This is a genomic window from Pseudarthrobacter sp. CC4 (assembly GCF_048957775.1).
GTDB lineage: Bacteria > Actinomycetota > Actinomycetes > Actinomycetales > Micrococcaceae > Arthrobacter.
In genome coordinates this window covers 161,413-185,059 of sequence record NZ_JARCCZ010000009.1, presented here as the reverse complement: position 1 = coordinate 185,059, position 23,647 = coordinate 161,413, and the positions used below count along the sequence as shown (strand labels likewise).

The 23,647-nt window shown below is 67.2% G+C and carries 24 protein-coding genes and 1 pseudogene; 10 read left to right on the top strand and 15 right to left on the bottom strand.

All coding sequences use genetic code 11. The features are described 5' to 3' along the window. From PV768_RS08110 to PV768_RS08090, 5 genes and pseudogenes are all read right to left on the bottom strand, one after another. Positions 1-686: pseudogene (locus PV768_RS08110) on the bottom strand (endonuclease); the annotation flags it as partial. A gap of 54 nt (positions 687-740) precedes the next feature. Then, a complete protein-coding gene (locus PV768_RS08105) occupies positions 741-1,943 on the bottom strand; it encodes an N-acetylglucosamine-6-phosphate deacetylase (RefSeq protein WP_421092764.1) in 1,203 nt (400 codons plus the stop codon). Then, entirely contained in the window at positions 1,943-2,695 is a 753-nt protein-coding gene (locus PV768_RS08100) for a copper homeostasis protein CutC (RefSeq protein WP_421092763.1), read from the bottom strand. The genes PV768_RS08105 and PV768_RS08100 overlap by 1 nt, the downstream gene beginning before the upstream one ends. A 2-nt stretch (positions 2,696-2,697) precedes the next feature. Further along, positions 2,698-3,477: a glucosamine-6-phosphate deaminase gene (gene nagB / locus PV768_RS08095; protein WP_421092762.1), complete on the bottom strand. Its 780-nt coding sequence runs from the start codon at positions 3,475-3,477 to the stop codon at positions 2,698-2,700. A gap of 48 nt (positions 3,478-3,525) precedes the next feature. Beyond that, on the bottom strand, positions 3,526-4,776 hold the full coding sequence (locus PV768_RS08090) for a PTS transporter subunit EIIC (protein WP_157240697.1): 1,251 nt from the start codon (positions 4,774-4,776) through the stop codon (positions 3,526-3,528). A gap of 228 nt (positions 4,777-5,004) precedes the next feature. On the opposite strand from PV768_RS08090, the gene PV768_RS08085 reads away from it, so the two are divergent. Next, positions 5,005-5,235: a glucose PTS transporter subunit EIIB gene (locus tag PV768_RS08085; RefSeq protein WP_157240699.1), complete on the top strand. Its 231-nt coding sequence runs from the start codon at positions 5,005-5,007 to the stop codon at positions 5,233-5,235. Further along, complete coding sequence (locus tag PV768_RS08080) at positions 5,235-5,690, top strand: PTS sugar transporter subunit IIA (RefSeq protein ID WP_157240701.1); 456 nt, start codon at positions 5,235-5,237, stop codon at positions 5,688-5,690. Before PV768_RS08085 ends, PV768_RS08080 begins: the two co-directional genes overlap by 1 nt. A 39-nt stretch (positions 5,691-5,729) precedes the next feature. Here the strand turns inward: PV768_RS08080 and PV768_RS08075 are convergent, their stop codons facing one another. Beyond that, positions 5,730-6,488, bottom strand: a complete 759-nt coding sequence (locus PV768_RS08075; protein WP_323057478.1) for a GntR family transcriptional regulator — start codon at positions 6,486-6,488, stop codon at positions 5,730-5,732. Between the two features lie 194 nt (positions 6,489-6,682). Here PV768_RS08075 and PV768_RS08070 point away from each other — a divergent pair, with 194 nt between their 5' ends. After that, positions 6,683-7,534: a hypothetical protein gene (locus PV768_RS08070; protein WP_421092761.1), complete on the top strand. Its 852-nt coding sequence runs from the start codon at positions 6,683-6,685 to the stop codon at positions 7,532-7,534. 93 nt (positions 7,535-7,627) lie between these two features. Here the strand turns inward: PV768_RS08070 and PV768_RS08065 are convergent, their stop codons facing one another. Next, positions 7,628-8,236: a dTMP kinase gene (locus PV768_RS08065; RefSeq protein ID WP_421092760.1), complete on the bottom strand. Its 609-nt coding sequence runs from the start codon at positions 8,234-8,236 to the stop codon at positions 7,628-7,630. 185 nt (positions 8,237-8,421) lie between these two features. Between PV768_RS08065 and PV768_RS08060 the strand changes: the two genes are divergently transcribed. Then, positions 8,422-8,691 (top strand): hypothetical protein, encoded by a 270-nt coding sequence (locus tag PV768_RS08060; RefSeq protein ID WP_421092759.1) that lies wholly within the window; start codon positions 8,422-8,424, stop codon positions 8,689-8,691. Between the two features lie 8 nt (positions 8,692-8,699). Further along, the gene (locus tag PV768_RS08055; protein ID WP_323057475.1) at positions 8,700-9,635 is read left to right on the top strand and encodes a threonine/serine dehydratase; all 936 of its coding nucleotides are present in this window, start codon (positions 8,700-8,702) and stop codon (positions 9,633-9,635) included. 49 nt (positions 9,636-9,684) lie between these two features. Here the strand turns inward: PV768_RS08055 and PV768_RS08050 are convergent, their stop codons facing one another. Then, positions 9,685-10,023, bottom strand: coding sequence for a hypothetical protein (locus PV768_RS08050; RefSeq protein ID WP_157240708.1), 339 nt, complete (start codon positions 10,021-10,023; stop codon positions 9,685-9,687). A 154-nt stretch (positions 10,024-10,177) separates the two neighbouring features. On the opposite strand from PV768_RS08050, the gene PV768_RS08045 reads away from it, so the two are divergent. Further along, positions 10,178-11,122, top strand: coding sequence for a hypothetical protein (locus tag PV768_RS08045; protein ID WP_421092758.1), 945 nt, complete (start codon positions 10,178-10,180; stop codon positions 11,120-11,122). 81 nt (positions 11,123-11,203) lie between these two features. On the opposite strand, the gene PV768_RS08040 is transcribed toward PV768_RS08045, so the two are convergent. The 3 genes from PV768_RS08040 to hisC all read right to left on the bottom strand — a co-directional run bounded on the left by PV768_RS08040 (position 11,204) and on the right by hisC (position 13,690). Beyond that, positions 11,204-11,845, bottom strand: a complete 642-nt coding sequence (locus PV768_RS08040) for an NADPH-dependent F420 reductase (protein ID WP_421092757.1) — start codon at positions 11,843-11,845, stop codon at positions 11,204-11,206. Positions 11,846-11,915: 70 nt separating this feature from the next. Beyond that, positions 11,916-12,599 carry a YitT family protein gene (locus PV768_RS08035; protein WP_421092756.1) on the bottom strand — a complete coding sequence of 228 codons (684 nt, stop codon included), beginning with the start codon at positions 12,597-12,599 and terminating at the stop codon, positions 11,916-11,918. After that, positions 12,596-13,690 carry a histidinol-phosphate transaminase gene (hisC, locus tag PV768_RS08030; protein ID WP_421092755.1) on the bottom strand — a complete coding sequence of 365 codons (1,095 nt, stop codon included), beginning with the start codon at positions 13,688-13,690 and terminating at the stop codon, positions 12,596-12,598. Before hisC ends, PV768_RS08035 begins: the two co-directional genes overlap by 4 nt. Positions 13,691-13,782: 92 nt before the next feature. On the opposite strand from hisC, the gene PV768_RS08025 reads away from it, so the two are divergent. Together PV768_RS08025 and PV768_RS08020 are read left to right on the top strand one after the other, a co-directional pair. Then, positions 13,783-14,286, top strand: a complete 504-nt coding sequence (locus PV768_RS08025) for an Lrp/AsnC family transcriptional regulator (RefSeq protein WP_323057471.1) — start codon at positions 13,783-13,785, stop codon at positions 14,284-14,286. A gap of 208 nt (positions 14,287-14,494) precedes the next feature. Further along, positions 14,495-16,492, top strand: a complete 1,998-nt coding sequence (locus PV768_RS08020; protein ID WP_421092754.1) for a rhamnogalacturonan lyase — start codon at positions 14,495-14,497, stop codon at positions 16,490-16,492. A gap of 83 nt (positions 16,493-16,575) precedes the next feature. Here PV768_RS08020 and PV768_RS08015 read toward each other — a convergent pair whose 3' ends face one another. The 3 genes from PV768_RS08015 to PV768_RS08005 form a co-directional block, all read right to left on the bottom strand. After that, positions 16,576-17,517, bottom strand: coding sequence for an SRPBCC family protein (locus PV768_RS08015; RefSeq protein WP_323057469.1), 942 nt, complete (start codon positions 17,515-17,517; stop codon positions 16,576-16,578). A gap of 179 nt (positions 17,518-17,696) precedes the next feature. After that, positions 17,697-18,359, bottom strand: a complete 663-nt coding sequence (locus PV768_RS08010; protein ID WP_421092753.1) for an SRPBCC family protein — start codon at positions 18,357-18,359, stop codon at positions 17,697-17,699. A 201-nt stretch (positions 18,360-18,560) separates the two neighbouring features. Further along, positions 18,561-21,227, bottom strand: a complete 2,667-nt coding sequence (locus PV768_RS08005) for a Tat pathway signal sequence domain protein (RefSeq protein ID WP_421092752.1) — start codon at positions 21,225-21,227, stop codon at positions 18,561-18,563. Between the two features lie 249 nt (positions 21,228-21,476). Here PV768_RS08005 and PV768_RS08000 point away from each other — a divergent pair, with 249 nt between their 5' ends. Continuing rightward, positions 21,477-22,088, top strand: a complete 612-nt coding sequence (locus PV768_RS08000) for an NADPH-dependent FMN reductase (protein WP_157240725.1) — start codon at positions 21,477-21,479, stop codon at positions 22,086-22,088. A gap of 71 nt (positions 22,089-22,159) precedes the next feature. On the opposite strand, the gene PV768_RS07995 is transcribed toward PV768_RS08000, so the two are convergent. Further along, positions 22,160-22,636 carry a sensor histidine kinase gene (locus tag PV768_RS07995; protein WP_157240727.1) on the bottom strand — a complete coding sequence of 159 codons (477 nt, stop codon included), beginning with the start codon at positions 22,634-22,636 and terminating at the stop codon, positions 22,160-22,162. Positions 22,637-22,850: 214 nt separating this feature from the next. Here PV768_RS07995 and PV768_RS07990 point away from each other — a divergent pair, with 214 nt between their 5' ends. Beyond that, positions 22,851-23,606 (top strand): ZIP family metal transporter, encoded by a 756-nt coding sequence (locus PV768_RS07990; protein WP_157240729.1) that lies wholly within the window; start codon positions 22,851-22,853, stop codon positions 23,604-23,606. Positions 23,607-23,647: the final 41 nt, after the last annotated feature.

Here is a 23,647-nt window from a genome sequence, read left to right as displayed (position 1 = left end):
TTATCCGGCCAGCACTCCACCCGCCGGTCCGCCAGGGACTTGGCGTGCCGCTTCGCCAGGCTCTCCGGATGGTGCCGTTCCCGCCACCCCCGCGCCTTGGTCCTGAACCGGTACGCGGGCATCTCCCCTACCGGGCACCGGCGGACCGCCCCCGGGGCGTCCGGGTCCAGGAAATGGGCCTCCAGGGCCGCCGCCGCGGCCGGGCCAAGGCCGACGGTCTGGTCCACCATGGTCCGGGCGTGCGCCCAGGAAATCGTCCCGCCCTGCAGAGCGGCCAGGGTCCGGGGCAGCGACGCGGTCAAGGCATGGGCTTCAGCGAGCAAAGCACCGGCGGCCCGGTCACCGATGGCCAGCGCACACGCGACCTCCGCCACCAGGCTCCGGTCCTGCGCCGTGGCCTCGTGAGGGGACCCGGGCGGAGGATTCATCGCCTTCGTCGCCCCGGCAAGGGCCGCCGCGGCCACTGCCTTCACCGCCGCCAACTTCGCTTCCGACCGCGCCACCCCACCCAGGACATCCAACGCCGCATCAGCAGCCCGCTGCAACGGATCGTCATCAGCCCCGCCCGCAAGACCGGAACCAGCGGTACCGGAAACAGCGGTACCGCTGCCATTAAGCACCGCCGCAAAAGCAGCCACAGATGCGTCTACTGCCGCCTCCGCCTCCGCCACCGGGTTGCTTTCCATGGATCCATCTTGGCAGCGGGGTCTGACATTCAACGGCCGGACAACCGAACAGCGCTACCCCGGCGGTGTGACCCACTCGCCCCGCCGCAGCACTCCCTCAAGACGCAGGTCCCGGTCAACGACAACGACGTCGGCCGGCATGCCTTCGCGGAGGTCGCCTGCCTGTGCTGAGAATCCCAGGACGGACGCAGGAACTGCGGTGGCCGCCGTCGTTGCTTCCTGCAGGGTGACGCCAGCCGCCACGGTGGACCGCAGAACGTCGAGCATCGTTGCCGTACCACCGGCGATCGCGCCATTGCCATCCGTCCGGGCCACGCCTCCGTCAACCGTCACCGCAAGGGTGCCCAGCCGGTACTGGCCATCGTGCAGGCCCGTTGCCGCCATGGAGTCCGTGACCAGCGCGATGTTTGCCGCGCCCACCAGTTCGAACACCATTTTGACCGTCTCCGGAGCCAGGTGGACGCCGTCGGCAATCAGTTCCACGACGGCGTTGCCGGCATGGGCCGCACCCAGGCTGGCGGACACCGGACCGGGGGAGCGGTGGTGCAGGCTGGGCATTGCATTGAAGAGGTGCGTGACGGTGGGCCGGATCCGGCCGGTGGTATTGGCCGGCACCGCGAGCCCTTCAGCCGCCCGTTCCAGGAATGCGGAGGCCGTCTGGCTGTCCGCGGCGGTGTGGCCCAGGGAGGGGATGATTCCACGCGCCGTCAGCAGGTCGACCAGCGTGGAGGCGCCCGGCAGTTCGGCCGCCAGCGTCATGGAAACCAGGGAAGCGCCCGCCGCCTCCAACAGCCGGGCCATCAACGCTGCATCGGGTTCCAACAGCAGCCCAGGATCGTGCGCGCCGCACTGCCCGGCCGAGAGGAAGGGACCTTCCAGGTGCGTGCCCGCAACCAGCCCCTCTTCGGCCAAGGCCCGCAGCACCTTCACGTTCCGGAGCAGATCAGCAGGGGCAGCGGTGACCAGGCTGGCCAGCAGCGTGGTGGTTCCGCGGCTGTGCAGGTAGCGGGCTGCTGAACGGGCACCCGCCGCCGAACCTTCGGAGAAGTCCGAGCCGTGGGCCCCGTGGCAGTGCAGGTCCACCAGCCCGGGCAGCAGGATGCGGCGGGGCTGTGGTTCGCCCGGCCAGCCTTGCCCGGGAAATTGCGACGCCGGCCCGGCATAGGTGACCCGTCCGCCGTCGACCGCTACCAAGCCGTCCGCGATGTCCATGGTTGCGGAGACGAGGCGGCCGCGAAGAATCAGTTCACTGCCCATCATGCAGCCTTTCGAAGAGCAGCTGCCATCCCGGCAGCAAGTGAGGGATCCGCGGCACGGGCCCTTGACCCTGTGGAGGGGTCTACCCCCCGCGCCGAGGTGTGGATGGCGTGGACACCGCTGTGGACCAGCCCGGACATGTGTTCCAGCCGTACTCCGCCCCCGGCCATGATCTGTACCGACGGGGCATGGTCCCGTCCCAGCTGAACCAAATGCGCCAGCATGGGCAGCCCGGTGGCGCAGTCAGGGCTTCCGCCGCTGGTGAGGACCCGGTTGGCGCCGGCCCGTTCCAGACGGGCCAATGCATCAGCAGGGTCCAGGCCCGCAGCGAGGGCAGTATCGAATGCCCGGTGGAAGGTCATCTCTGCAGCGGGGTGGCGGCGGCGGGCCACCCCGGCAAGGCGCTGAAATGCCGGAACGTCCGGGCCGCCGTCGGCCGCCAACACTCCTACGACGACGCCCGCGGCACCGGCGTCCAGCACCGCCGCCACATCGCGCTCAAGTACGTCAAGCTCCTCAGCCGTGTACACGGAGCCGCCGGGCCGCGGCCGGACGAGCACATGGACCGGAAGGCCCACCAGGCACGCCTGCGTCACGGTGCCGATGCTTGGCGTGATGCCGTCCGTTTCCGCGAGTGCGGCGCAGAGCTCAACCCGCGCGGCGCCCACAGACGCTGCGAGCCGCACCCCCGCGGCGTCTTCCACCGCCAGCTCAAGTAGCGGCAGTCCCGCCCGGCTCAGGGACCGTGCCATTCTCAGAGACCCTGCCAGGCGGGCTTCCGCCCAAAGGTGTCCTGGTAGTACGCCCGGTGCGCCAGCATGGACGCAGCAGCCTCGTCCACCAGGACCGTGACGTGCGGATGGAGCTGGAGCGCGGACGCAGGGCATAGCGCCGCCACGGGACCTTCCACGGCTGCCGCGACGGCCCCGGCCTTGGCTTCACCCATCGCAAGAAGCAGCAGGTGCCGCGCCTCCAGGATGGTGCCCAGGCCCTGGGTCAGTACATGGTCCGGAACTGCCGCATGATCTGTAAAGAAGCGGGCGTTGTCCTGCCGGGTCTGCTGGGTGAGGGTCTTGATCCTGGTCCGGGAGGCCAGCGAGGACATCGGTTCGTTGAAGCCCACATGGCCGTCCGAGCCGATTCCCAGGATTTGGATGTCCACTCCACCCGATGCTGCAATGGCCGCCTCATACCGTGCGGCCTCGGCGTCGAGATCCTCCGCCACGCCATCCAGGCCGTGCACCGTCCCTGCCGGGAAGTCCACACTGTCCACGAACTCCCGCCGGATCACGGAGTGGTAGGACTGCGGGTGCGTGCCGGGCAGGCCAACATACTCATCGAGGAGGAAGGCTTGCGCCCCGGCAAAGCTCAGCCCGCCGTTCCGGTGCCGTTGGATGAGCTCGCGGTACGTGCCGAGGGGCGTTGACCCGGTGGCCAGGCCGAGCACTGACGGGCCGCTGAGGACCTGCTGCTCGATGGCGTCCGCGGCCGTGCGGGCCACGTCGGCGGGGGTGCGGAGGATAACGATTTCCATGCGGTTAGGGTGCTTTCGGTTGCTGGTGCCAAGGACAGGATTGCCGGCCTACTTGGCGGCGTCGGTTTCTATGGTGATCTCGTCGTCCTCGCGGCCCGGGGTGCGGAGGTTCCAGCGTTTGATCACGAAGGAGAAGAGGAAATAGTAGATCGCCGCGTAGCCCAGGCCGATGGGGATAAGCAGCCACCCGTTTTGCGCCTTGCCGAAGTTGAGGACGAAGTCGATCAGGCCTGCCGAGAAGGTGAAGCCATGGTGGATGTCCAGCGCATTCACCAAGGCCATGGACGTGCCGGTCAGGGCCGCGTGCACGATGTAGAGCGGGAAGGCGACGAACATGAAGGAGTACTCAAGCGGTTCGGTGATGCCGGTGAAGAACGCGGTCAGGGCTGTGGAGAGCATGATGCCGCCCACCACCTTCTTCTGGCTGGGCTTTGCGTGGCGCCAGATGGCCAGGGCGGCTGCCGGCAGGCCGAACATCATGATGGGGAAGAACCCGGCCATGAAGGCGCCGGCGGCGGGGTCGCCCGCGAAGAAGCGGTTCAGGTCGCCGCGGACCAGCTGACCAGAGGCGTCGGTGTAGTCGCCAATAAGGAACCAAAGCCCGGAGTTGAGGATGTGGTGCAGGCCTGCCGGGAGGAGCATGCGGTTGGCGAAGCCATAGATGCCGCCGCCGAGCTCGGGGTTTCCGGCGACAGCCTGCCCTGCCGCTGACAGGCCGGAGTTGAAGATGGGGTACACCAGCGCCAGGCAGACGCCGGCAACCAGGCTGGCGACGGATGTCAGGATGGGCACCAGGCGGCGGCCGCTGAAGAAGCCCAGGAAGTCGGGCAGTTTGGTGCGGTAGAACCGCTGCCACAAGGTGGCGGAAAACAGGCCCACGACAATGCCGGCCAGCACACCGTAGTTGATCACCGATTGCTTGCCGGAAGGATCAACCTGGCCGGCCAGGACCAGCGGCGACATTGCCTTGAAGACGCCGTCGATCACCATGTAGCCCACCACTGCTGCCAGCGCGGTGGATCCGTCCGCCTTCTTGGCCCAGCCGATGGCGATGCCCACAGCGAAGATGAGCGGCAGCCACGTGAAGACGGCGTTGCCGGCAGCCGAAATGACGGCGGCGCCGCCTTCGAATCCGGGAATGGCGCCGAGCAGGTCGGCCTGGCCGATGCGCAGGAGGAGGCCGGCGGCGGGGAGGACGGCGATGGGCAGCATCAGGCAGCGGCCCAGCCGCTGAAGGGTGGCGAAAGCCCTGTTCGGCTTTTTCTCTGGAGCCAGTGCGGCGGTCTCGGATGTTGGCATGATTGCACCTCTGCGGGTTCGGATGGGGGCTTGTGGAGTGGGGGTCACAGCCGGTACTGTCTGGTTATGACCAGTTCAGTGTGATTCATCCCACGGACCCTGTCAAGGCATGAGGAAAACCCCGCGGTTATCCGAATGTCCGGCGGGACAAGCCGTGACTGGTCGCACCTGGGCCGCCGGCCCGGTGCTGAAGAAGTGCCCCCGTGGGCACCGTCAGAAAGGGCAGCCATGTCCAAAGCACAACAAATCATTGAAGGCCTGGGCGGAGCCGGCAACATCGTGGAGGTCGAGGCGTGCATCACGCGCCTCCGCACGGAAGTCAAGGATTCCTCCCTGGTCAATGAGGCATCCTTGAAGGCTGCCGGAGCGCACGGGGTGCTGACCGCCGGCACGGCCGTCCAGGTCATTGTGGGACCCGAGGCCGACATGCTCGCCGAAGACATCGAGGACCTGCTCTGATGCCGTCGCTTGTTGTCCACGCGCCCATTGGCGGCACGGTTGTTCCCCTGGCCGAGGTTCCGGATCCGGTGTTCGCGGGCCAGATGGTGGGCGCGGGTGCGGCGGTCGAGCCGCCGGCCGGGGAAGCGTTCGACGTCGTGTCCCCGGTGTCGGGGAAGGTGGTAAAGCTCCTGCCCCACGCCTTTGTGGTGGTGGAGTCGTCAGGGCGCGGTGTGCTGACCCACGTGGGCATCGATACCGTCAAGCTCAAGGGCGAAGGCTTCAAGCTGCTCATAGCCCAGGGGGACACCGTCGGCGCCGGTGACCCTGTCATGCATGTGGACCCCGCCGCCGCCCTTGCTGCGGGGTATTCGCTGGTGAGTCCCGTCGTCGTGCTTGACTCCAAGCCGGACACCGCAACCCTCGTCGTGTCCGGCGGGGTGGCCGCCGGTTCCGGCCTGTTCCGGATGGACTAACAGCGCCCGAAGTGTCTGTTGGCCCCGGCCGGACGGCGGCTAGAGCCGAACTTCCATGGTGAGGGAGTAGCGGTCGGAACGGTACCAGGACCGCGAATGCTCAATGGCCAGGTGGCCTGAATACGAGACGCGGTCGAAGGCCAGTACCGGCGCCCCGGTTCCCGTGCCGAGGAGCGCCCCGACGTCCGCCGGGGCGCCCTCGGACCGCACGCTTTGCCGTGCCCTGTCGATTTGGTGGCCGAACTGCGCTGCCAGCGCCTTGTAGACGGACCCCGTCAGGTCGATATCCAGCAGCCCCGCCGCGTGCTCCGGGTTGTACCAGGCGTCATCAACGCTTACTGGCCGGCCATCCGCCAGCCGGAGGCGCCGGAGGTGGATCGCTTCCGACCCTGGCTCCAGGCTCAGCGCTTCCGCGGTGTCATCCGGGGCTGCGGCGGCCTCGGCCACAAGCACGACGGTGCTGGGAACGTGGCCCATGGCTTCCATCTCCTGTGTGAAGGAGGCCAGGTGCAGGGTGGACTGCACGGGAGAGTCCGCCACATAGGTGCCCTTCGCCGGGACCCGGACCAGGTGCCCTTCGTTGACCAGGCGGCCGATGGCGGCCCGGACGGTAATCCTGCTGACGCCGTAGGTGTCCATGAGGGTACGCTCGCTGGGCAGGCGGGCGCCCGGTTCCAGTTCGTCCTTGGCCAGCTTCAGGATGATCAGGCGCAGCTGCTCATGCTTGGGGACCTGGGAGTTGTTGATGCCCGGGCCGGCTGGCGCAGCGCTGCCCGCTGGTGGTGCTGTGGCTGGCACGTGTGCCCCCTCCGATCCGTGGAGCGGTCCGGTAAGGACCACTGAAACGGATTATTCCATATGGACGCCTGGCCGGCGGATCCTTTGGCCCGGCGACCTGCCGGACTTGTGCCGGATATTTCCCGCGGAGGTTTGAATCCCTTAGGCTAGGAACACTAAGCATGCTTTCTATTTCTTGTAAGGGGTTGTACCTGATGCGAAAAGTACCTGCGCTTGGAGTGTTGACAGCAGCGATGATTGCGTTGGCCGGTTGTACGGGCGGCGGTGGTGCTGCCAGCCCTTCGGCTTCGGAGACGGCTTCGGCTTCCGCTACGGCTGAGGCGAAGGTTTACAGCGAGGATGAGCTCCGCGACCTGATCTCCGGCTTGACTGATGACGACGGCAATGAGCTGAAGCTGTATTCCAAGGAACAGGTGGACCAGGGCGGAAACATCGCCAGCCTGCTCCTGAGCACCGCAAACGTGGATCCTGCAGACTGCAAGGACATCGCCACGGCCGGGCTGCTGGACAAGGTGGAAAGCGGCGACGTGGCCGTGGCGCTTTCTGAGGCGGACCAGCCCCGCAGCCTGTCCGCCCAGTCAGGCAGCGAGGGGCCGGACGCCGTGAAGGTGCTCAGTGACATCAGCGGCAAGATGGACAAGTGTGCCAAGTTCTCCGTAGAGGCGCTGGGACAAAAGTACGAGGTCACCAGCGAGGAGGTGAAGGCAGAGACTGACGCCGAGAAGACCTTCGCCACGATGAGCACCCGCAGCGGCGAAAACCAGCAGAAGCTGATGCAGGTCTCCGCTGCCCAGGGGCGGCTGCTGGTGGTTGCCACCAAGGGCGGCGCCAACCTCGGCGACCCGGACCGGAAGGAGCTGGAGGACCTCATCAACCAGGTGCTGAAGAAGGCCGACGGCGGCAGCGGGACTTCCAGCCCGACGTCCACCAGCACGTCCCGTTCCACCGGTACGTCCTCGCCGGGCGGTTCGGCCTCACCTACGGCAACGAAGAGCGAGTCGACGGGCAGCGCGACGTCCTCGGCGTCGCCGACTTCATCGCGCTAAGGCGTTGTCGCGCCAGGGCTGCCTTTTGGGGAGGGCGGGCGGACTGTGGGTCCGCCCGCCCTTTGTCCGTGCGGCGCCAGTCACCGTGGAGCGCTAGTCACCGTGGAGCGCCGGCGGGGCTGCCGCCGTCGAGGGCGTCAGTTGGCGGATGACGCCCGCCAGGCGCTGCGCCAGCTCCGGGGCGGGCACCGAGGCGTCAACCTTCAGAAACCCGCTGAATTCCGGCAGCTGGCGGTACCCGCGGTCGAAGGCCACCAGGTCGTCCAGCGTCTCCGCGTCGGTACCGCGGGAGACGATTCGGTGGTGCGCCAGGAGCGGGTCCACCTCAAGATGCACGACAGCCTCGGGAGCGGGAAGCTTATCCAGCAGCCAGGGGAGTAGGCGGCCGCGTCCCAGTCCTTTCGTTTCCCGGAGGGCCAGCTGGCAATACAGGTGCCGGTCCATCACCACCAGGCCGTCAAAGCGGCTGGCACGCAGGTGGTTCACCAACACGTTCCACACCCTGAACGTGGTTTCCACGGCGTCCGCCACACGGCTGGGCGGGCGGATCCCAAGCTTCGCGGCCAGGACGGACATGCTGCGCCGGCCTGCGTGGTTGTTGAGCAGCAGTACGCGGCCGCCTTCAGCCGCAACGGCTGACACCAGGGCTTGGGCGGCCGTGGACTTTCCCGAACCGTCAATCCCGGTCAGGACAATGATCATGTGGCCTCCTTTCGCCATCGTGTTAACGCAGGGTACGCTCCGGAAGTCCCGGCGGAGTCGCAATTCACAGGATATGGGCGCCATCTCACAGCTTCCGGCGGCCCGAAGAGGCCAGCCCGTAGGGTGGAGAGCGGTACGGGTACATCCCCGCCGAACACCGCAGTTCCCAAGCGAAAGGCAGAACCATGACTGCTAGCAACGACGAGCCGCAGAACACCGCAGACCTTCGGGGCCCGGGAGATCCGGACGAAGCCGGGGAAGCCAGCGCAGCCAAGCAGGCCCCGCAGGGCGGCAAGCACCCGGAACTGCCCGGTGCCGGCAATATCCGGGAAGAGCAGCAGGCACATGCTGCAGGAACCGTGCCGGCGTCCTACACGGGCAGCGGCGAACCGCCCCGGGAACACAAGCCCGAGGACGCCCTGCAGGAGCCGGGAACCTGGGACGACGAGGTCTAAGCGCAGCAATGATTACCCGTGCCGACGTGGAACAGGCAGCACGAAGGATCTCCGGCCTCACCCGCATAACGCCTGTCCTCGAAAGCGACCCTAAAGTCTTCCCCGGCCCGGTGTGGTTCAAATGCGAATATATGCAGCACACCGGAACGTTCAAGGCCCGTGGCGCCCTCAACAGGGTCTTGGCTGCCAGGGAACGCGGCGAGCTTAAGCCGGATGTCGGCATCGTGGTGGCCTCCGGCGGCAACGCCGGACTGGCCAACGCCTACGCAGCCGCACAGCTGGGCGTCCCCGCTGCCGTGTTCGTCCCCGCCGCCGCGCCCGCAGTGAAGGTCCGCAAACTCAAGGCCATCGGCGCGGCAGTGGTGCAGGGCGGGGCGGAGTACGCGGAGGCGTACCAGGCGGCCGTCAAGCACGCCAGGGAAACCGGGGCGGTTTACTGCCATGCCTATGACCAGCCCGAAATAGCCGCCGGAGCCGGAACGGTAGGGCTCGAGCTCCTGGACCAGGTGGGCGGGCTGGATACCGTCCTGGTTGCCGTGGGAGGCGGCGGCCTGATGGCGGGAATCGCGGCGGCAGTCGAGGGCCGGGCCAAAGTGGTGGCGGTGGAGCCGGAGACGGCACCGACGCTGCACTCAGCGTTGGCCGCCGGAGCGCCTGTTGACGTCCCGGTATCAGGCGTGGCGGCGGATTCCCTCGGTGCCCGCCGCATCGGCGACATCGGCTTCTCCGTGGCGGTCCGCGCCGGCGTCGAAAGCGTCCTGGTGTCCGACGCCGACATCATCGAAGCCCGCCAAAAGCTGTGGGAGGACTACCGGATCATCGTGGAACACGGCGCCGCTGCTGCTTATGCCGCGCTGACGTCCGGCGCCTACCTCCCGGGCGTGGGCGAACGCGTGGCGGTCATCCTGTGTGGCGCCAACACGGATCCGGCCACCCTCACGTGACCGGACCCGGCGGAAAGCGCGCGGCAAGCCAGCCGGAATCGGCCGGGAATCAGCTGCAGAACTGGCTGTAGGTGGCGCCGGCTTCCTCGTAGCCGGACTGGAGCTCGCCAAGCTTTGCCTCGTCCGGCGTTTCCTTGGCCTGCTCATCCGTGTACGCGAGGATGGATGCAAGGGCACCCTTGAGGTCGTCCGAGGCGACGGCGTGGATCGGACGGATCTGGTTGGCCAGGCGGTTCATGCCGGTCTTGCCGGCGTTGTTGGCCGGGTTCGACACAACGGACTGGATCCGCTCGCAGGTTTCCGCGGTGGTGAGCTGGTTCGAGGCGGTGCAGGCCGTTGCGGAGACAACGAGGCCGGCGGCGATCAGGGCTGTGGCGAGTTTCTTCATCGGTCCCTCAGTAGTTGATTGAGGTTTCGATTGTAAGCAGAACGGGGGCCCCGATGTCTTGGCGGGTTCCCTGTAGGTGCCTAGACTGGCAACACCATCGTGCGGAGCTGCCGCAGATCGGCCCCGCGCAAGAGCCCAAAACCAAGGAAGCATCATGCGCCGAACCGTACAACGCCGTGCCGCCGTCGGAGTTTTTGCATTGATAGCCCTGATCGTTCCCGTCGCAGTACCGGCAACTGCCTTACCGCCCTCCGGGGACGGCGTAATTGTGTTGGAGGGGGCGACAGGCACCGAAGGCATAGCAGCCGGTGAGGGCACCACCTTCTATGCCGGTGACCGCCTCAATGGAGACATCTACCGCGGCGACATCCGCGACGACACTGCCGGACTGTTTATCGACGCGCCGGACGGCAGGGCGGCAATCGGCATGAAGGCGGACGTCACGCACGACCTCCTCTTTGTTGCCGGCGGCGGTACCGGTGACGCCTACGTTTACAGCACGGACACAGGCGACACGGTCGGCGTGGTCCACCTGGCTGCCGGGCAGGACGCGTTCATCAACGACGTCACCCTGACCAAGGACGGCGCATGGTTCACCAACTCCTTCGCGGCGGAGCTGTACTTCCTGCCGGTGGACAAGGACGGCGGCCTGGGGGAGGTGGAAACGGTCACCTTGACGGGACCTGCGGCGGACCCTTGGACCGGCTTCGGACCCAACGGCATCGCCGCCGTCAACGGCGGCAAGACCCTGATCCTGGCGCACTCGGCATTTGGGGCGCTGTTCACCGTGGACCCTGACGGCGTGGATTCAGGGACCGCCGCTACAGCCCGGATTGGGGGCTTTGATGTGCCCAACGTGGACGGCATCCTGGTCCAAGGCCGCCAGCTGTGGGCAGTCCAGAACCAGAAGAACCGGATCAGCAGGATCAAGCTCGCCAGTGACCTTTCGTCCGGGGTTGTAGGGGACGTCATCACCAGCCCCGCCTTCAACGTCCCCACCACGATTGCCAAGTTCGGCAACACCCTCGCCGCCGTGAACGCGAAGTTCGGCCAGCCCGCAACCGAGTTCGAGGTAGTCCTCGTCCCCGCGCGGGACTAGCTTCCCGACTGGCTGGCAGTTAACGTCGCCAAAACACGATTTCGCGACGTTTGCTGTCAGCCAGTTTGCGGGTCGTTGCCGTCAGGGGGTCCGGGTCGCCTTGCCCAGGTTTTCCTTCAGCTCGGCGGCGTCCTGCCGGACAACGTACGCGGGGCGGTCCCGCTCCACGCGCCAGCTGTCCTCCAGGAGGCCGATGTTCACGGTATCGAAGCCGAACTCGTCATAAAGGCGGGTGACCAGTTCGGCGGCCTCCGGATGGTCGCTGGCCGTTGCCAGGGCGCGCCGGTCCTCGGCTGCGGAAGGCTTCCCGTCCGTGGTGATCTCGGCGGCCATAATGTGGTTGAAGCCCTTGGCCACCTTCGAGTCGCGCAGGTGTTCCTGGAGCAGCCCGGACGTGGTGGCCTCGCCGTTGTCCAGGGCCGGGATGCGTCCGTCCCGTTCCCAGTAGTAGTTGTTGGCGTCGATCACGATCTTGCCGGCCAGCGGTTCAGCCGGGACGTCCCTGTAGTTCCTCAGCGGAACGGCGACGACGGCGAAATCGCCGGCCGCCGCTGCCTCCGCAGGCGTTGCGGCCCGGGCGTTCGGGCCGAGTTCCGCCACCAGTCCGGCCAGCGTTTCAGGGCCGCGGGAGTTGCTGATGACTACGTCGTAGCCCAGCTCCACCGCCTTCCGGGCAATCTGGCTTCCAATAAGTCCTGCACCGATGATTCCGATTGTTGTCATGTCCCGGGCAACAGCGGCTTGCGCGAAGATATTTCAGGGCTGGTCCGGGAATAAATCGGCGGACCGGCGGTCACTTTCCCAGGTAGCGTCCCGGGCGGTGGTTCAGGGCGAGGATGAAGTTCAGGAGGACGGCTCCGGCGGCGGAGAGCAGCACCATCAGGGGAGCCACCACGGCCAGCGCGGCCAGGACGATTGCCACGTCCAGCACCATTTGGACGTACCCGGCGCGCCACTTCAGCTTTTCCTGCAGCAGCAGGGCCAGGATGCTGAAGCCGCCCAGGCTGGACTGGTGCCGGAACAGGATCAGCAGGCCGACGCCGGCCAGCAGATTGCCGCCCAGCACCCCGTACACCGGGTCGATGTGCAGGGCACCGAGGGCCCACGGGTGCAGGCCGGACATGGCCGAGACCAGCCCAATGGCGGCCCCGGTCCGGAGGGCAAAGTTCCAGCCCTTCTTCCAGACCGCCAGGGCAAAGAACGGCGCGTTCACCGCCATGAAGATGACGCCGAAAGAAACCGGGAGGGAGTAGCTGAGCAGCAGGGCCAGGCCCGCCGTGCCGCCCGTGACGGCCTCGCTGGACTTGAGCAGGAACAGTCCCAGCGAGGCGGCGAAGGCACCCGTGAGGATGCCCAGGACATCTTCGATGGCGGAATGGCGGACGGCCGACGGCGGCACGGGGCTGGGTGCCGCCGGCCCCGCGTCCGGTGTGGTTGGGGCGGTGGTGGTTTCGGGTGTCGCGGTTGGCGTGCTCACTGGGCGGCAAACCGCCCGCGGTCCGCGAGCACGGCGAGCACCCGGTTGTTCGTTTCCCTGTCCGCCAAGGTGACCCGGACGCCGTCGCCCGCGTATCCCCGTGCAAGGATGTCGGCGTCGGCAAGCGCTGCAAGGATCTGTTCCCGCAGCCCGTCAGATGCCCGCAGCCAGTAGAAATTCGCCTGGCTGTCGGGGACAGTCCAGCCGGACTGGCGCAAGGAGGAAACAACCCGGGTGCGCTCCTCCGCCACCGCATCGGTCCTTTCCCGGATCTCAACCTGCGCCTCCAGCGACGCCACCGCGGCGGCCTGCGCCATGCGGTTGACGCCGAATGGAATGGCGGTGCGCCGCAGCCCCTCAGCCACGGCCGGGCGGGCGATGGCGTAGCCAATCCGCAGCCCGGCCAGCCCGTAGGCTTTCGAGAAGGTCCGCAGGACACACAGGTTCGGGTGCCGGCGGTAGAGTTCCAGGGAATCCAAACCGGGGCCCCGTTGGAATTCGATGTAGGCCTCGTCCAGCACCACCAGGACGTGCGGCGGCACGGCTCCGAGGAATTCCTCCAGCGCGTCCGCCGGGATGGACACGCCGGTGGGGTTGTTGGGGGAACAGAGGATGACCAGCCGCGTCCGCGCGGTGACGGCAGCGGCCATGGCGGGAAGGTCGTGGTGCTCGTCGTCGCGGAGGGGGACGGGGACAGGCACGGCGCCGGCCACCGTCACCAGGATGGGGTAGGCCTCAAAGGAACGCCAGGCGAAAACCACCTCGTCGCCGTGGCCACATACCGCGGAAATGATCTGCTGCAGCACCCCGGAACTTCCCGGCCCGGCAGCAACCTCATCCGCGGACACGGAGAGGTGGCGCGCGATCGCGTCCCGGACGTCCACGGCGCCCATGCTGGGGTACCGGTGGATCCTGCGCATCTCGGCAGAGATCACGTCGACGACCGAGGGCAGGGGATCGAAGTGGCTCTCGTTCGAGGCGAGGGCGGCAGTCAGGGCCGTTTCTGCGCTCCTCCCGGCAACGTACGCGGGGAGGTTTGCGACGGCGGAACGCACCTCTGGTGCCGGTGCCTGGGGAAGGATGGTGGCCATGAAGGCATCGTGGGGCAGTGCGGGGCATCTGCGCAACACAGGCTAACCAGGCAGGACAGAAACGGGCGATGAAGGAGGGGCAACATGACAAAATGCTCACTATGCACCTCATCGATGCCTTGGACGCCGAAATCCTCCTGGCCATGGACGCAGACCCGCAGGCGACGGTCCTGTCCCTGTCGCGGACGTTGGGCGTGGCCCGCAACACGGTGCATGCGCGGCTCCGGCGCCTGGTCAACGACGGCAGCCTTGCCCCGTTCAGCCAGCGCGTCCGCACCGGCGCCCTCGGGCTGCCGCTGATCGCCTTCATCTCGATCTCCATCAGCCAGTCCGCCAGCGATGAGGCCATGGCCGCACTGCGCACCATCCCGGAAATCATCGAGATGCACGCCACCACCGGCGATGCCGACCTGCTCGCGAAAGTCGCCGCGAAGGACCCGGCCGACCTCCATAGGGTCACCCGCAGCATGCTGGCGATTGCCGGCGTCGTACGCACCAGCACGGCCATGTCCCTGGTGGAGGTCATGCCCGCCAGGACGCTGCCGCTCCTGCAGGCGGCAGCGGGCCGGCCGCGCGGCGAGGCCGGCGCGAACTGAACTCAACGGAACAATATCTCCCATTTGCTCCCGTCGAGGCCTTGACCGGGCTTGTAAAGCGCTGATAGAAGTTAAGGGCAGAAAACGCTTTCTACCAGCTCACAAACCTCGCCCTCCCTTCGTGAATGGTGGATTTTGGGCTGTAATGAAACGTTCCAAACTGTCGTGCGGCAGACTCAGCTGCCGCCGCATCAAAGGAGATGTACTTTTGGCTTATCCCTCGAAACGTTCCCCTTCAACCCGTGCGGGCCGCGCCTGGAAAGCTGCCCCCAGGGCCGCGGCGGCATCGCTCACGGCCGCCGCCCTGGCGTTCACCGGCCTGCCGCTGGCGCAGGCCAACCCGAATACCGCTCCCGGTCAGTCCGGAAAGACTGAACTGAAGCGCCAGGTGGAGAACCTGGACCGGGCGCCCGTCGCCGTGCTCACGGACCAGGGCGTCACGCTGGGCTGGCGCATGCTTGGCCTGGACCAGGACAGTGCGGGCTTCCATGTGATCCGCGACGGCGTCCAGCTCACCGACGAGCCCATCCGCAACACCACCACCTATGTTGATCCGGCCGGTACGGCGGCTTCCAGGTACGTCATCATGACGGTGGGCAACGGCAGCGGGCAGGACAAGCTCAGCGCCGAAGTCACGCCGCTGGCCGAAAACTACCTGGCCATCAGGCTGGACAAGCCGGCCGACGGCGTCAGCAAGGACGGCAAGCCGTACACCTACTCCGCCAATGACTCGAGTGTGGCGGACCTGGACGGTGACGGCACCTACGAAATCATCCAGCTCTGGAACCCGTCCAACGCCCAGGACAACTCCAAGTCCGGCTTCACCGGGAATGTGTACGTGGACGCCTACAAGATGGACGGCACCAGGCTGTGGCGCATCGACCTGGGCCGCAACATCCGTGCCGGCGCCCACTATACCCAGATGCTGGCCTATGACTTCGACGGTGACGGCAAAGGCGAAGTGGCCTTCAAGACTGCGGACGGCACCACGGACGCGGCCGGAACCGTGATCGGGGACCCCGCAGCGGACTACCGGAACAGTGCCGGCTATGTCCTGTCCGGGCCGGAATTCCTCACCGTGTTCAACGGCGCCACCGGCACCATCATGGACACCGTTGCCTACGATCCGCCGCGCGGCAGCGTCTCCGCCTGGGGCGACGGCTACGGCAACCGCGTGGACCGCTTCCTGGCCGGCGTCGCCTACCTCGACGGCGAAAAGCCGTCCCTGATGTTCAGCCGCGGCTACTACACGCGCACGGTCCTGGTCACCTTTGACCTCGTGGACGGCAAGCTGGTCAAGCGCTGGACCTTCGACTCGGACATTGCCGGAGCCCAGTACAGGGGCCAGGGAAACCACAACCTCTCCGTGGCTGACGTGGACCAGGACGGCAAGGACGAATTCGTCTTCGGCTCCATGACCATTGACGACGACGGCACGCCCCTTTACAACACCAGGCTGGGCCATGGCGACGCCATCCACACGGGGGACCTTGACCCCTCGCGGCCGGGGTTGGAAACGTTCGCCGTGCACGAGAGCATGTCAGCCAGCGGCAACCGCGGCGCCACCTTCCGCGACGCGGGCACCGGTGAAGTGCTCTGGAGCATTCCCGCCGTCAAGGACACCGGCCGCGGCGCCACCGGCGACATCGACCCCCGGTTCCCCGGCTCGGAAAGCTGGGCCGTTGGCGGCGATGCGTCCTGGAACTCGCCGCGCGGCCAGCTCATGTCAGCGAAGGGCGAACTGATCGCCGAGAAGATCCCGGCAGCCAACTTCATGGCCTGGTGGGACGGGGACCTCCTCCGCGAGATCGTGGACCACGACTTTGATGCCACCGCCGGCGTGGGCGTGCCCACCATTTCGAAGTGGAACTGGGAGGCCGGGTCCAGCGACAGGCTGCTCACGGCCACCGGCGCCCGGACCAACAACCACACGAAGGGCAACCCGTCGCTCCAGGCGGACCTCCTGGGTGACTGGCGCGAGGAACTGGCCTTCCCGTCGTCGGACAGCACTGAGCTGCGGATCTACACCACCACCTCGCCCACCGGGGTCCGGCTCCGCACCCTGATGCACGATCCGATGTACCGGACCGGGGTGGCCCGCGAGACGGTCGGCTACAACCAGCCGCCGCACCCGAGCTTCTTCATCGGCGAGGGCATGGAGGCTCCGGCAGCGCCCGCCGTGATGTACGCGGGCACGGAGAAGTAGTACCCGGCACCGGCAGGGTAAAACGCCGCCCGCCTCCGGAAGGAGGCGGGCGGCGCTCACTGTTGCGCTGCGGCTACACCGTGTTAGTGCTGGCCGAGGTTGCCGCCAACGGGCGGCAGGCCGCCGTCGGGCCGGCGCTCATCCCCGCGCCGTTCGCCCGCGCTCAGGTTCTCGCCCTCAACCGTCTCGTCCGACTCCCCGGTGGTGTCCACGAGGCCGTTGGTCTGGTCGAAGGCGTGGCCGATCCTGTCATCGCCCAGGTCGGCGACCGAACCGGTGGAGCCTGCGGCCGCCGTCGTGCCCGAAACTGTGCCGGCGGCGGTTGGCGCCTCCGTGGTTGTTGTGTCCGTTGGAATCGGCGTGACGGTGACCGGCTCCCCGGAGTCCACCGGGGTGACCGTTACGTCCGCACCCTCGGCCGTGTCCTTCTTTGAACCGGCCATTGCGGCTGCTGCGCCCGCTGCCGCTGCGACGCCCACGCCCGCGGCCACCTTGCCGGACACTCCGGCCTTGCCGGAATCGCCCAGCGACCCCGCGGCGTCTTCCACGCCGGGCGTGCCGACTGGCGCCCCGGAGCTCACGCGGCCGCGCCAGGCTCCGCTGGCGTAGCCCTCATCCTCGATGAATTCCTTGAACCGCTTGAGGTCCGCCTCGGCCTGGCGGTCCACAACGTTGAGCTTGTCGCCCACCTTTTCGATGATTCCTTCGGGCTCATATTCGAGCGTCAGCTGCAGGGAGGTCTGGCCGCCGCCGACGTCCTCGAACTCGACTGCCCCGGCGTTCGTGGCACCGTCGGTAGCTGCCCAGGCCACCTTGCGGTCCGGGACCTGCTCCAGGATCCTGGCTTCCCACTGCCGGCGGATGCCGGCGATCTCGGCCACCCACTCGAGCCGGTCGTCACTGAGCTGCTTCACGCTCTTGACGCCGCCCATGAAGTGCGGGAACTCCTCGAACTGGGTCCACTGGTTGTAAGCAGTGCTTACCGGTACGTTCACCAGAATGCGTTTTTCCACCTTCGTGCTCATAACGTCTCCTTCGCTGTGTCACCGGAAGCTGACAAGTCGGTAAAAATCATCAGCATGCTTACCAACATACCTTTTGGGTGGCCCGGTTTCCAGAGCACCTCCCCCAACTAGGTAGCGCTAAGTGTCGTTTTGAGGCTCCAAAACGACACTTAGAGCTACTTAGTTGGGAAGGGACGGGTTCAGTGCTGGCCCATGCTCCCATCGATCGGCGGGAGGTTACCCCCGCTGCGGCGGGTCCGGCGTTCAGCGGAACTGTGGCTTTCACCCTCGGCCGTCTCATCCGACTCGCCCTCGAGGTCCACCAGGCCGCCGGTCTGGTCGAACGGGTGGGCGAAGCGGTTGTAGGGCGGCTGCTCGGCCGCCGCCTTGGCGTCGGCCTGCGTGGTCGTTCCGGCCGGCGCGGTGGTTCCGGTCTGGGCGGCACGGCCCCGGTGTTCGATGTATTCCTTGAAATCCTTCAGGTCGTGTTCCGCCTGGCGGCCCACCACATGCAGCAGGCTGCCCACCCTTTCCACTACCCCGGCCGGCTTGTACTCCAGGGTCAGCGTGAGCTCGGTCCGGTTATTGCCGGCGTCCCTGAAATCGACGGCGCCGGAGTTGGTGACGCCTTCAGTCGCGGCCCAGGCCACCCGCCGGCCGGGAAGTTGCTCAAGGATCTTGGCTTCCCAGTGCCGCCGTACCCCGCCGATGTGGGCCACCCACTTGAGTCGGTCATTGCCGAGGCGGGTCACGCTGTCCACGCCACCCATGAAGCGGGGAAACTCCTCGAACTGGGTCCACTGGTTGTAGGCGGTGCTGACCGGTACATCGACCACAATCCGTTTCTCCACTTTCGTGCTCATCACGTCTCCTTCGACTGAACCGAATTCCATGAAGTAACTGAGGTCATCAGTAGCTATAAGTCTGCTCCGCCTGCAGGCTCCCCACCACCCCTCCCAGACCCCCAACTAGGTAGCGCCAAGTGTCGTTTTGGAGCTTCAAAACGACACTTGGCGCTACCTAGTTGGGATGGGTGGTGGGGCGGTTGTGCGTGGGGGCGGGGGTCAGCCTGGGAGGTGCCTGCCGATCAGCGAAAGGTTCTGGATCACCGCCAGGCCGAACTGGGAGGCGTCGTTGGTGGAGACTGTGGGTGCCTCGTCCACGGGCACAAGCACATGCGGCGGCTCGATCTTCCGAAGCGTGAACGCCGACCCATGGTTGAGGTGTTCGCCTCCTTCGGCAAAGCTCGCCCAGGCCCGTGCAGCGAGTTCGGGGTCGTTCAGCCGGGCTGCAGCATAGGCGGTCAGCCGACTGTGCGCCTGGGTAAGGTAGATGCCCTCAAGCGGCTGGCCCACGGCTTCCACCTGTTCCTCCTTCGTGGCCAGGAAGAGCCGGCAGTACTGCAGCCACGCCCGCTCGAATTCCGGATCGGGGACCAGGTCCACCAGTTCGCTGCAGATCTCCACCAGGCCGAACACGGCACTGAGGTGGGAGACCTGGATCAGCTCGCGGCCGGTGTCGAACCGGCCCTTGTCCAGGTCATACAGCGCCTCGCCGGTGAGGAAGCCGTACTTGAGGGCGCCGATGTCCGCCATGGTGCCCAGGAGGCGGTCCCGGGAACGGGGGTTGCCCGTGCGTTCCCAGTCCGTAAGCCACGTGGCGGCGAGCGAGCCCCAGTCCGTGCCGAGCCCCACCCCCAGGGCGCCGCGGTCCGGCCGGTAGCTGTCGGCGTCGGGCCGGACTTTGCGCACGGGATCCAGGCCCAGGAAGTTCCGGTCGCTGTCCACCAGTTCGGTGAGCAGGTCCCCGGTGCGTTCGTCCGCGGTCAGGTAGTAGTAGAAACGGCGGTAGGCAGGCGTGCTGATGCGGAGCTGCTTGGCGCTGCAGCCCCAGTGCTGGACGTTGTGCCGGGAGCCGAGGCCGCGCCACTGCCCCAGGTGGTAGACGTCCACCTCCCCGGTGTGCCGGGTCATGGCCTCGGCGAACCGGAAAATGTCCGCCCGGCCGGAGCGCAGGTAGGAGTACCAGAGCCAGAGGTCGGGGGAGAGCTCGGAGTTGTCCCACGCGTAGCCGCCCACGTCATACCGCCATACGTGCCGGTCAAAGTCGTAGGTGTGCATCACATCGCCGTAGTTCCAGAACCCGTACCAGCGGCGCTGCTCCACCTGGCCGGCGTAGAAATCGAAGAGGAAGTCCAGGTGGGCTTCAAGCTCCGCGCGGGCAGGAGTGCTGCGGTCCACCGGAGCCCAGTCGCCGAAGCAGCCCGCGGAGTGCAAGTGCTCCGGAGTGGCCTGGAGCAGGGCCGGGGTGGAGGCGGCCAGGGCATCGGCCGCCAGGCTGTCCGTTGACGGCGTGCCCTCGTACGCAAACAGGGTCAACTCATGCGTGCGGGCAATTCCGGTGGGATTGCCGAATCCCGGCTCGTAGTCCTCGTACGTGATGTCGAGCCCCTCGAGCTGTTCCTCGAAGGTGTCCTGGCCCAGGCCGTCGTGGTAAAAGCGCAGGTCCATCGGCCGGGCCTCGGGGGAGTAGAGCCACGCGGTCAGCGTGGCTTCATCAGTGGTGGCGTCCCGGATGTCCAGCTGGCCGGGGTGCGACTGCCAGAAGTCCTTGATGCCCACACCGAAACCGCCCCGGGAGTCGCTCAGCGAGCAGAAACCGGCCGACCTTGTTCCGCCGGAGATGTCCACCCAGGCGTGGCCGGTCGCAGTGCGCTTGCGCAGCTCGAAGCCGTCGGCGCTGAGCTGGCTGAGCGTAAAGTCGTTCCACGCCGGGATCAAATGCAGCCGGTCCGACACCTCCGGGTTCCATGCCGCGGGCGGCGGGGTGGGCCTGCCCTCCACCTGCGCCCGGCGGACGTCCTCGCCGGGGTCCCGCCGCAGGCCGGTCAGGCCGCGGACCCCTTCGGTGAGGAAGCCGCCGTCGGCCCCTGCCATCCGGACGTGGCGGTCATGGAGTCCGGACTCCAGCGGCACGCTGAACCGGACGCCAAGCCCGGCGAGGAAATCCCGCTCCGCGTCGCCGTCCCAGATAAAGGAGTGGACCATCCGGACGCTGCGGGCGTTGGCATGGAAGTAGAACCGGACCACGAACGGGAGCCACTCCCGGCGGCTGCTTCCGGGAGCGTCAGGCCGGTGGTGCCCCTCCAGCCGCACCACGGCGCGGACGGGTCCGCTTTGTTCAAGCGTGACTTCGGTGACCTCGCCGGTGAAGGCTTCCCGGCTGAAGGTGCCGGCACCCTCGGATAGGGCGTCCTGCACGAGGCTGGCCAGGCGGGCGTCCCGTGCCACGTCGGCGCCGTTGCGGGTGAGGCTGCTGAACAGGGTGGAGCCGCTGCGGTTGAGCACCATCCGGAGGGTGCCGGTGTCCACAGTGAGGGTGTCAGCGGTTTCCGTGACGGTGACGTTGGTGCCGCTAGCGACGTTGGTGGCGTCCGACGGCGGGAGGTTGCCTTCGCGGGGTGACGCGCCGCCGTCGGACCTAACGAGGTAAGCCGCCGACGGCGAGTCCGTGGCGGGAAGCGCGATGCCGGCCCACTTGAGGGAACCGTCCGGCCATGTGGCCAGGGGCCATGCCTGGGCGGCGACCGCGTCCCCACTGGCGTCCGTGACCGAAAGGGCCGCTGCGGCGGGGACGGAGCCGCGGGCAAACGGCATTCCCCAGGTGGTTCCGCCGCTGAGCTGTGCAGGGGCCTCGCCGTCGAGCCATCTGATGGGGGTGCTGTCCGTCATGTCATCCAATTCGTCGTGTGATGGTGCCGTGGGAAACCGTTTTCTGATTCGTTTCAAAAATAGCTCCGGAGCAGGCGGACCGCAAGGGGCACCCACCAGTCGAAAGGGCGTGCTTCCCGCTCTGGAAGCTCCCGGACTTCTGTGCTGGACTGGTGGGGCAGTGGGCATCACGCGCCGTCCAGCCGCGGCGGCACCTTTTCCAAAAAAACATGGACGGCCGGCGCTGACCGGCCCTTGGAAGGAACACTCATGGCACCGTTCAAAATCGGATATTTCGTGGGGAGCCTCGCCACCGGCTCCATCAACCGGGTCCTCTCCCAGGCTTTGATCAAACTGGCTCCGGAGGAGCTGGAGTTCACCGAGATTCCCATCAGGGACCTACCCCTGTACAGCTACGACTACGACGCCGACTTTCCGCCCGAAGGCCGCGCCCTCAAGGAGGCCATCGAAGCCTCGGACGGAATCCTTTTTGTGTCCCCCGAATACAACCGTTCCATCCCCGGGGCCCTCAAGAACGCCATCGACTGGGGCTCCCGGCCCTGGGGGACCAACTCCTTCGCGCGCAAGCCCACCGGCATCATTGGAGCGTCCGTGGGCAGCATCGGCACTGCGGTGATGCAGTCCTCGTTCCGCAGCGTCCTCAGCTTCCTGGACGCCCCGCAGCTGAACGCCCCGGAAGCCTACATCCACTACAGCGCTGCCGTGTTCGGTGAGGGCGGCGAGGTCAAGGACGAGGGGACCGCCAAGTTCCTGCGCCACTACATGGAGGAGTACAGCGCCTTCGTTGCCCGCGTCCTGGCCGCGAACGCGCCCGGCCACATCGGCGACCTTGAACTGGATGAGGAGAAGCTCACCAGGTAGGCGGCCCCGAGCCAGTGACGCGCCAATGATTACGGATGCCCGCTGTCCCAGTACGGCGGGCATCCGAGTCTTTAATCGAGCGGCAGCGTCACCGTGACGCTGGTGCCGTGCCCCGGACTGGAGCGGATATCCAACGAGCCGCCCGCTTCGTGCACGGCCACCGCCATGAGCCGCAGTCCGTAGCCGTGGTGCCGCCCGCAGGTGGCGAGCTCGCTGTCAAAGCCCGTGCCGTCGTCGGACACCACCAGGCGGATCCCGTGGTCCACGGCGGCGAGCTGGACGGTCAGGCGGGACGCGTCCGAGTATTTATAGGCGTTGCTCAGGGCCTCGCGGGCCGACTGGTAGAGGAGGGACGCGCAGTCCGCCGGAATCTCGATGCCCCAGTGCGGAGTATCCCAGCGGACCGCGGTCCCGTGCTGGCGGAGGGGGCCGGTGAGCCGGTCAATGCAGCCGGCAAGCCCCAGTGTGCGGAAGTCCACCGGATGCTGATCCGTGAGGACGCCTCCTACGGCAATGACGTCGCCGTCAAAAGCTGTTTGGTCTCCCATGGCTTCCTGCTCTCCCCACAAGCTGGTTGATGCTATGGCTCCAGCGTGGACCCCAAACGTCAACGGCCAGCAAGGTTTAACTCAAGATCCCATCAATTCTTGGTGCCGCGGCCGGTTCCACTACTCTGGCTGTCTCAGCAAGCACGGCTTCCGGACCCGGAACCGGCTTCACTGGGTCGGACGGCTCCCGCGGGGGGAGCGGGAAGTGGTGCACATGCCGCTGTGGTTGCAGGCTTTGTTATGGGGCACGGCCGCCGGAGGGGCGCTGGTCCTGGGGGCGGCGTTGTCCTGGCGCTGGAACCTGCCGCCCAAGCTGGTCTCCTCCGTCATGTCCTTCGGGGCAGGCGTGCTCATCTCGGCCCTGGCCTTCGAACTGGTGGACGAGGCCGTGCAGGGCGGCGGGCTGTGGCCCACGGTGGCCGGCTTCCTGGCAGGCTCCGTGGTGTATGTCGCGGCCAACATGACGCTGTCCCGGGCCGGAGCCAAACACCGGAAACGCTCCGGGAACCAGCAGCCGTCCGAGGCGGAAAATCCCGGCAGCGGCACCGCCATTGCCTTCGGTGCCCTCCTGGACGGCGTCCCGGAATCCGTGGTCCTGGGCGTGGGCATGCTGGCAGGCGGAGCCGTCAGCCCGGCCATGATGGCCGCCGTCTTCATCTCCAACGTCCCCGAGGGCCTCTCCGGAAGTGCCGGCATGAAGAAGGCCGGCCGCAGTGCCCGCTATGTCTTCGGACTGTGGGGCGGCATCGCCGTGCTGTGCGGGGTGGCCTCGCTTATTGGCTACGTCGCGCTGGAAAACGCTCCCGGCGCAGTGGTGGCGTTCATTACCGCGGTGGCCGCCGGCGGCATCCTGGCCATGCTGGCGGACACCATGATCCCGGAGGCCTTCGAGGAGCATCACAACCTCACCGGACTAACAGCCTCCCTGGGGTTCCTCGCCGCCTTCACGATCCACCACCTCGGAGAATAGGGCGACGGCGGGACGCGGCTGCCGGGGTGCGCGCCCCTGCA

Coding starts and splice junctions, on each gene's coding strand:
- PV768_RS08040 (WP_421092757.1), bottom strand. CDS start 11,845: ATGACAACAATCGGAATCATCGGTGCAGGACTTATTGGAAGCCAGATT.
- PV768_RS08065 (WP_421092760.1), bottom strand. CDS start 8,236: ATGATCATTGTCCTGACCGGGATTGACGGTTCGGGAAAGTCCACGGCC.
- nagB (WP_421092762.1), bottom strand. CDS start 3,477: ATGGAAATCGTTATCCTCCGCACCCCCGCCGACGTGGCCCGCACGGCC.
- PV768_RS08050 (WP_157240708.1), bottom strand. CDS start 10,023: ATGAAGAAACTCGCCACAGCCCTGATCGCCGCCGGCCTCGTTGTCTCC.
- PV768_RS08055 (WP_323057475.1), top strand. CDS start 8,700: ATGATTACCCGTGCCGACGTGGAACAGGCAGCACGAAGGATCTCCGGC.
- PV768_RS08000 (WP_157240725.1), top strand. CDS start 21,477: ATGGCACCGTTCAAAATCGGATATTTCGTGGGGAGCCTCGCCACCGGC.
- PV768_RS08080 (WP_157240701.1), top strand. CDS start 5,235: ATGCCGTCGCTTGTTGTCCACGCGCCCATTGGCGGCACGGTTGTTCCC.
- PV768_RS07995 (WP_157240727.1), bottom strand. CDS start 22,636: ATGGGAGACCAAACAGCTTTTGACGGCGACGTCATTGCCGTAGGAGGC.
- PV768_RS08090 (WP_157240697.1), bottom strand. CDS start 4,776: ATGCCAACATCCGAGACCGCCGCACTGGCTCCAGAGAAAAAGCCGAAC.
- PV768_RS08070 (WP_421092761.1), top strand. CDS start 6,683: ATGCGAAAAGTACCTGCGCTTGGAGTGTTGACAGCAGCGATGATTGCG.
- PV768_RS08015 (WP_323057469.1), bottom strand. CDS start 17,517: ATGAGCACGAAGGTGGAAAAACGCATTCTGGTGAACGTACCGGTAAGC.
- PV768_RS08105 (WP_421092764.1), bottom strand. CDS start 1,943: ATGGGCAGTGAACTGATTCTTCGCGGCCGCCTCGTCTCCGCAACCATG.
- PV768_RS08005 (WP_421092752.1), bottom strand. CDS start 21,227: ATGACGGACAGCACCCCCATCAGATGGCTCGACGGCGAGGCCCCTGCA.
- PV768_RS08010 (WP_421092753.1), bottom strand. CDS start 18,359: ATGAGCACGAAAGTGGAGAAACGGATTGTGGTCGATGTACCGGTCAGC.
- PV768_RS08045 (WP_421092758.1), top strand. CDS start 10,178: ATGCGCCGAACCGTACAACGCCGTGCCGCCGTCGGAGTTTTTGCATTG.
- PV768_RS08100 (WP_421092763.1), bottom strand. CDS start 2,695: ATGGCACGGTCCCTGAGCCGGGCGGGACTGCCGCTACTTGAGCTGGCG.
- PV768_RS08025 (WP_323057471.1), top strand. CDS start 13,783: ATGCTCACTATGCACCTCATCGATGCCTTGGACGCCGAAATCCTCCTG.
- PV768_RS08060 (WP_421092759.1), top strand. CDS start 8,422: ATGACTGCTAGCAACGACGAGCCGCAGAACACCGCAGACCTTCGGGGC.
- PV768_RS07990 (WP_157240729.1), top strand. CDS start 22,851: ATGCCGCTGTGGTTGCAGGCTTTGTTATGGGGCACGGCCGCCGGAGGG.
- PV768_RS08085 (WP_157240699.1), top strand. CDS start 5,005: ATGTCCAAAGCACAACAAATCATTGAAGGCCTGGGCGGAGCCGGCAAC.
- hisC (WP_421092755.1), bottom strand. CDS start 13,690: ATGGCCACCATCCTTCCCCAGGCACCGGCACCAGAGGTGCGTTCCGCC.